General features: G+C 40.8%; 5 protein-coding genes. All 5 read left to right on the forward strand.

Annotated features, from left to right (window positions below):
- Positions 1-239: 239 nt before the first annotated feature.
- The 5 genes from H9631_RS12945 (at position 240) to H9631_RS12965 (ending at position 7439) form a co-directional block, all read left to right on the forward strand.
- Positions 240-3353 (forward strand): S8 family peptidase, encoded by a 3114-nt coding sequence (locus tag H9631_RS12945; protein WP_191813432.1) that lies wholly within the window; start codon positions 240-242, stop codon positions 3351-3353.
- A gap of 162 nt (positions 3354-3515) precedes the next feature.
- The gene (locus tag H9631_RS12950) at positions 3516-4649 is read left to right on the forward strand and encodes a glycerate kinase family protein (RefSeq protein WP_191813442.1); all 1134 of its coding nucleotides are present in this window, start codon (positions 3516-3518) and stop codon (positions 4647-4649) included.
- Positions 4650-4734: 85 nt separating this feature from the next.
- Entirely contained in the window at positions 4735-5190 is a 456-nt protein-coding gene (locus H9631_RS12955) for an SRPBCC family protein (protein ID WP_191813434.1), read from the forward strand.
- A gap of 15 nt (positions 5191-5205) precedes the next feature.
- Positions 5206-6129 (forward strand): TIGR01777 family oxidoreductase, encoded by a 924-nt coding sequence (locus H9631_RS12960; protein ID WP_191813436.1) that lies wholly within the window; start codon positions 5206-5208, stop codon positions 6127-6129.
- 71 nt (positions 6130-6200) lie between these two features.
- Positions 6201-7439, forward strand: coding sequence for a helix-turn-helix domain-containing protein (locus H9631_RS12965; RefSeq protein ID WP_191813438.1), 1239 nt, complete (start codon positions 6201-6203; stop codon positions 7437-7439).
- Positions 7440-7783 lie beyond the last annotated feature (344 nt).

A 7783-nucleotide genomic window follows, 5' to 3' on the forward strand; every position in this document is an offset into this window, starting at 1 on the left:
CGGCACCATGAGTGCCGGGTTTGTTCATGTTGAAAGAATGGCTAAATATTAGTGGGAATTTCCTAGCCAGTCCTTTCGCAAAACAATCGCGGTTTTATATCAGTACACAATCATTTGAATAACATTTGTTATAAAAATTCGAAAATTATGTGAACAAATACAGAATTGTTTCTAAAGTACCTATTATTAATTTTATATTACCGTATAATCCAACTATATTAAATAGAAGGAGTGATTGTATGAAAAAGGGGACAATCAAGTATATGGCCTTTTGGCTAGTGTTGCTGATGCTGCTGAGTACAGTGCATCCGCTTGCTACTCAAGCCAATCCAACAACTGCAGATGAAGCGGTTCAGTTGGGAAAAGGTCAGCCTTTGGAAGCGGGATTCAATGAACCAGGGGAGGCTCATTGGTATAAGCTAGAACCGACGGACAAAGAAATTCAACAAGATTCACATATGAAAATAGAAGTCTCTGGAACTTTTGAAGGGAGCATTTCGGTTTATCCGGATGGAGATAGAGCGGAAAGAGACTTTACATTTGATGACTATAGATCCGAAATCACCGAAGGGGCCCCAGCGGTCATTTATATGCCGCATGCTTGGAAAGGCCCTTACTTTATTAAAGTGGAATATTACGGAACCTTTGAAGAGATAGAAGACGGTGAAGAAGAAATTGAAGAGCCGGAGGGAGCCGAATATCACATTAGTTATGAAGGAGAAACAATTTCCCCAGCTGATATGCCAGAGGAAGCCTGCCCTGTTGAATTAAGTGTAAATAAACGATCATCGGGTGTGGAAATTTTAAAAGAACTCCGGACAGTGAGAGACGAATTGTTGTCAAAAACAGAGAAAGGACAACAATTAACGTCTTTATATTACAAAATGGCTCCTTTCCTTGTCACAAAAATGGTGGTAGACAAAAAGATAAAAGATCGAGTTTATAATGACCTGGTCAAATTAAAGCCAATTTTTAGTGAACTAGTGGAAAAAGGCGATAGCAGTAATTATCGTTTGACTAAAGAAGATCAAATTGCCATCAAAGATTTGTATGATATGATCATCCAAAATGTCCCTGGCTGGCTAAGGGTGGAGATTGAGAAAATTGCAAAGGAAGTCGGCATCGATCATCTAGTAGGAAAAGAAATTTCTACTATTTTAAAAGATAATGGATTAGCTATTACGGGGGCGAATCCAAATAGGGTCATCGTTAAACTGAAGAGTGGGAAAGCAGCTTCTGCATTCCAAAAGAAAGCTATAGGAATAACTAAATCTGCATCAATCAAAACGATTAAAGGAAACACTACGACTCTGAATAATATGTTCGTTCTCGATGCAGGAAAAGATACAAAGTCAGTTGCTGAAGCTTTAGCGGAATTACCGGAAGTGCAATATGCAGAGCCAGTTTATAAATATCATAAAAATACTTCGGATATTCAATTCAACTCTCAATGGGGATTGAAAAATACAGGACAGGACTATGGAAAGGTCAATGCCGATATCCAATTTTCGAAACTTTATGAGCGGTACAAGAATGAGCAATTGGGTGAAGTTGTTATTGCAGTCGTGGATACTGGAGTTGATCATACATTAGCAGACTTGGAGGAAAAAGTTATTCCGGGGTATGATTTTGCGAACCGGGATAACGATGCATACGATGATGAAGGGCATGGCACTCATGTTTCAGGTATCATTGCAGCAGAAATGGATAATCATTATTCTATGGCAGGCATCCATCCGAAAGCGAAGATCTTGCCAGTCAAGGTGCTTGATGCCAGTGGTAGTGGGGATACTGATAAAATTGCTCTTGGTATTAAATATGCTGTAGATAATGGCGCTGATGTTATTAATCTCAGTTTGGGAGGACCTTATAGTAGGGTCATAGAGGAAATGCTGAAGTACGCGGCATCTAAAAATGTGACTATTGTTGCTGCCAGCGGGAACGATGGTGCAGACATGGTGGATTATCCTGCGGTGTCAAAGTATTCTATAGCTGTAGGAGCATCAAACAGACTTGATATTGTTTCTGATTTTTCGAGTTATGGAGAGGGGCTTGACCTCGTGGCTCCTGGTGCAGATATACCAAGCTTGCTTCCGAACGGAAATGTCACTTATCTCAGCGGTACATCAATGGCAGCTCCTCATGTTTCTGCAGCTGCCGGATTATTGCTTTCAAAAAATGGGGACATAAATCGGGAAGAAATCAGAAAGATTTTGACGGAAACTGCTGACGATATTGCAGTTGAAGAGCCAGAGTTTGAACCGGATTATGATGATGACGATGATTTTCCGGCTCGAGTCTTGGAGCCGGGGTATGACGAAGTATCCGGATGGGGCAGGCTGAATATTTGGAGCGCTTTTAATGCCTATGGCCTAAGAATTGAAGTCAATGCGCTTACAGATAATGATACAAAGATTTCAGGGAAAGCAATAAGCGGAACGAAGCTTCAATTAAAAGATGGAGAAACCTTAATAGCAGAAGGAAAAGCAGAGAAAAACGGGACATTTTCCATTCCGATCCGCCCGCAGCAAGGAAACAAAATTCTGCAATTGGTGGCAAATGATGGTGCAGTTTCTGTCAGGGTAGTTGTCAAGGAAACACCGATCCCTAATATTCCCAAAGTGAATCCGGTAAGTGACCGGGATACGGTTGTGACAGGTAAGGCGGTAAAAGGAACGACTGTTGTTGTGAAAACAAATAAACAATCGCTAGGGAAGGCTAAAGTCGATAGCAAAGGCGGATTCAAGGTAAATATTAAGAAACAAAAGGCTGGAACGAAGCTTTCAGTTACTGCCGAGAGTGTTTCCAAAAAAGTGAGTAAAGAAGCTAGGATTTCTGTTATTGATAAAACCCCGCCGGCTAAACCGAAGGTGAATTCAGTAGGCGATTCGGATAAGGTAGTTAAAGGAAAAACGGAATCCGGTGCTACGGTTTTTGTGAAGCATAAAGGGAAGGCACTAGGAAAGAAAAAAGCTGATGGAAAGGGTAATTTTAAGGTTGCCATTAAGAAGCAAAAAGCTGGTACAGTTCTTCATGTGACAGCAAAAGATGCTGCAGGAAATGAAAGTAAGGCAGTTAAAGTAACAGTTAAGGATACAACACCTCCAGCAGTACCAAAAGTTAATCAGGTGACTGATCGGGACAAATTAGTTTCCGGTAAAACAGAAGCGAATGCAGTTGTTGATGTAAAACATAAAGGAAAATCGCTTGGAAAGAAAAAGGCCGATTCAAAAGGGAAATTCAAGGTAAAGATCAAAAAACAAAAAGCTGGTACTACGTTGTCCGTAACAGCAAAGGATACAGCCGGAAATACAAGCAAAGCTGCAAAAGTCAAGGTGAAAAAATCTAAATAGCAAACGGTAAAACTAAAACCCTCGACCAGCCGAGGGTTTTAGTTTTACCTTTTCACAACAAAAATCGATTCAGGCAGAACATGGATGTTAGTGAGGCGGAAGCCTGGAGGTTATGCTAAGCTGAACCAGAAGAATAAACAGATTTAGGAGGAGGCGGCTGACATAAAAATAGTGATTGCGCCTGATTCATTCAAAGGAAGTATTTCTGCCTTTGAGGCATCATTGGCTATTGAAAAAGGAATAAAAAGATCCTTTCCCACTGCTGAAACTATCACTGTTCCTTTAGCTGATGGGGGAGAAGGAACAATGGATACTCTTGTGACTACTACAAACGGAGTGAAAGTAGCTGTTACAGTAACGGGACCACTAGGGAATCCAGTTGAAGCTTTTTATGGCATTCTTGGAGATGGAAAAACATGTGTCATTGAAATGGCAAGTGCTTCAGGGTTGCACCTAGTTCCTGAACAGGAGCAGAATCCACTTATAACAACTACATATGGAATGGGAGAATTAATTCAACATGCGCTTGAGAAAGGATTTAGGAGTTTTATTTTAGCGCTTGGAGGATCCGCAACAAATGATGGTGGAGCAGGAATGCTACAGGCGCTAGGAATGAACATTTTAGATAAAAAGAAACAAAAAATCGGTTTCGGCGGTGGAGAATTGAGTCGGGTTGACCAAATCTCTTTAGAACATTTTGATTCGCGCATAAACGAGAGTGATTTTATCATAGCTTCGGATGTTGAGAATCCACTTGTCGGCAAAAATGGAGCATCTTTTGTTTTCGGTCCGCAAAAAGGAGCAACAGAAGAAATAGGCCGAATATTGGACCAAAATCTGGTGCATTGGGCGGATAAGATAGAAGAATTAACAGGTGTAAAACTCCACAAAATGCCAGGTGCCGGAGCGGCGGGGGGAATCGGAGGAGCTTTCCAGGCGTTTTTTCCATCCGTAACGGAAAAAGGTGCGGAAGTCGTAATGGATTATACAAAGCTGAGGGAACGGTTGGCAGGTGCGGATTTATTAATTACCGGTGAAGGGCAGGTAGACTTCCAGACAGCCTTCGGCAAGACACCAATGAGGGCTGCGGAGACAGCAAAGGATATGGGAATACCGACCATCATCATCGCAGGGTCTGTTGGAAGAGATATCGAAAGTCTTTATCCATATGGAGTGGTCAGTGTACACAGTATTATGACAAGGCCGATGACACTCACTGAAGCGATGAGGTCAGCTTCCGAGCTTCTTGAGCATACTTCCGAACAAGTCTGCCGCACATTTTTTATGAAGCTGTAGCCGTGATGCAACCAGGATGTTCGGTTAAAATCATCGTTTCCATCATCCATCCCATATCATCATAAAAGGAAAAAGGAGGGGCGTCTTGAAGATATACACAATAGAGAACAGCCTGACGATAAAAGCGCCAATAGAAGATATGTGGGAGTTTTTTTCCAATCCGAAAAATTTGTCTGTACTGACGCCTCCTAAACTGAGACTTCGCTTCATGCAGGAACCGTCTCGTTCCATGTTCAAAGGCCAAAGAGTTTTATATTGCCTTTCTCCCCTCCCGGGCTTACGTTTCAGGTGGGAAGGGGAAATAATTGAGGTCGCTCAACTTGAACGTTTCATAGATGAGCAGCGTAAAGGACCGTTTGCTTATTGGCGCCATGAGCATCTGTTTTTTCGAAAAGAGGAAGGGACGGACATCCGGGATTATTTGCAGTATGCTTTGCCGTTTGGCTTGATAGGGACTGCTATTCAACCGATTGTGAATAGAGAAATGAAGGAAATGTTTAAGTATCGAAATGAAAAAGTGGAAGAAGTATTTTCATTATAAGGGAGAGTGGTCTACGTGCATGTCGTTCTTGCTGGCGGAAGTGGGTTTCTTGGACAAGTTTTACAGAAAAAGCTGTTGGCTGCTGGGGATCACGTGACGATTTTAACAAGGAACGCTGGAGAAATCCTAAAGACAAATCAGCTACAAGCCGTAGAGTGGCTCAAGGAAGGTGCTTGTCCGGAAGAGCGATTAAGGCATGTAGATGCCTTCGTTAATCTAGCTGGAGAATCAATTAGTGGATTTCGCTGGACAAAGCAAAAGAAGGACCAGATTATAAAAAGTCGTATGAAAACCACTGAGGAAATCATCCGTCTGATTGACACAATGGAGAGTAAGCCTCAAGTTCTTATCAACGCTTCTGCTGTGGGATATTATGGTATGTCTGATGTGGACACTTTTACCGAAAAGAGTATAAGCAATGCCAATGACTTTCTTGCTGAAACGGTACAGAAATGGGAAGAAAAAGCGGCTGAAGCCAACCGTCTTGGCGTCAGAACAGTCTTTGCACGCTTCGGGATTATTCTTGGCAGAGGAGGAGCGCTTCCGCTCATGGCGCTCCCATATAAATTTGGCATTGGCGGCAATATAGGATCTGGAAGGCAATGGGTGTCATGGATTCATGTTGAAGATGCTGCTCAGATGATCAAGTTCATCATTGACACTCCAACTATCGAAGGTCCATTCAATGTCACTGCTCCGAATCCTGTGCGGATGGAGGAGTTTGGGAAAACGATTGCTTCTGTTTTAAGAAGACCGCATTGGCTTCCTGTTCCTAAAATAGTTTTAAAATTCGTGTTAGGTGAAATGAGCAGTATGCTTGTGAACGGCCAGCCTGTGATTCCAGGAAAAGCCCTCGCCCAGCATTATGACTATCTGTATCCGGATTTAAAAGAGGCATTGGAAACTAGTTTATTATTGTCAAAGATTACAAGTTCATGAAAAAATTAGACTTATTATCCAAATTGTGCTACTATTTATCTATATAAGTAGGATGTCCAGAGGATGAAGAAATGAATTTGGAGAAAATGAATATCGGCGCAATGATCAAGTACCATCGCCAATTACGAAATATGACACAATCTGAACTATGCAATGGCATATGTTCTGTCACACATTTAAGCAAGTTTGAGAACTACAACAAAGAAGTGAATCAAGAAACGATTATGCTCTTGCTCGACCGTTTGGGCATATCATTAGACTCGATTCAAAAAGCATCAGAATCTATTGCTGCCGACCTCTCTGATTTGTTAGATGCCGTCCTTTCATATGATAAGAAGCGTGCGGAAGAATGCTTTCATCGTGTGCAAGAGCAGCGTGAATACATTACTTTCTCCAATTACATAGCGAGATATCATTTATACCTATATCGATATTTTCTTCTTATCAATGATTATTCCAGTGCTGAAAAGGAACAGGAAACCATCAAGCAAATTGTTAATTCATTTGCAGCACAGGAAAAAGAAATTTACGAGTACCTGCAAGCAATTTTTCTAATCATCAAGGGGGAGTATAAGCCTTCCTTGGATATTTTGCTGAAGGCTGAAGCCAATGACTTGCTTCCTTCACCTTGGAAAGCAGAGCTCTATTATTTCATCGCTTTCGATTTCGGCTCCTTGAAAGACAGCAGCAGTTGTGTTGCTTATGGACTCAAAGCTTTGGAGGAGTATTCTAAATCCTTCAACTATTTAAGGATTTTGCATACGCAATTCCTTCTTGGAATTGCTTACACGGATTTGGGACTGTATGATAATGCCGAAGAACAGTATCGTTATATTTTTAAAAATATGAATCTTCTCAATGCAAAAGAGCTATCTTCTGCTATGTATAACAACTATGCTTTACTTCTGGAAAAGACAGGAAAGATGGAAGAAGCATTTAAATTCTATTTGTTTTCCATGGAGCATGCCAAAAATGATATCGAGCATTTAATGAGTCTTTGCAGTTATACGGAATTACTTATCACTCAAGGGAAGAAGGAAGAAGCCCTTCGGAATATATCTAAAATATTGCGTGAGACGAAAACAAGTGCACTGAGGAAACAACAGCTTATTTTTCGGCACTATCAATATTTATTGAAGGACCAAGAGGAAAAAGCCATGAGCTATCTCGAGGAAAAAGTACTGCCTTATTTAGAAAGATTCTTTTTTATTGAGGATTATAATAAGTTTGCTTTATCTCTTGCAAAGTATTATTCAACAAAAGATACGGATAAGGCACTCTATTATTATAAAAAAATAGCAGAAAGGTGATGGAAAATGAAAAAGCTGATTGTAACTGCAAGCATTGCATGGGTATTTTACATTGCTCCAATCATTGGAGGCGGAATCACTCCGCAGTCACCGCCAATTTTCCCTCCAATTTAATATGTAAGGCAAGGGAAAAGCTGCTCTTTTTTAGAGCAGTTTTTTTCATTATATAGCGTACAATGTCAAATACTTTTTTCAAGTTTTAGAGTAACTCAAACACGCTTACTGTAATTTCTTTTTTTTACAAGTAACAATTAACCAAGTTTTTATGGTTCTATACTGAATGTGGTGGTCTCCCTTACTGCTAAGCAGTTGGGAGCACATCTGAAAAAACAAAAAAATACACC

The organism is Bacillus norwichensis (assembly GCF_014836955.1).
GTDB classification, from domain to species: Bacteria; Bacillota; Bacilli; order Bacillales; family Bacillaceae_C; genus Siminovitchia; species Siminovitchia norwichensis.

Bases quoted from the DNA above. Each gene is read 5' to 3' on its own strand.
- H9631_RS12945 (WP_191813432.1), top strand. From the start codon at position 240: ATGAAAAAGGGGACAATCAAGTATATGGCCTTTTGGCTAGTGTTGCTG.
- H9631_RS12965 (WP_191813438.1), top strand. From the start codon at position 6,201: ATGAATTTGGAGAAAATGAATATCGGCGCAATGATCAAGTACCATCGC.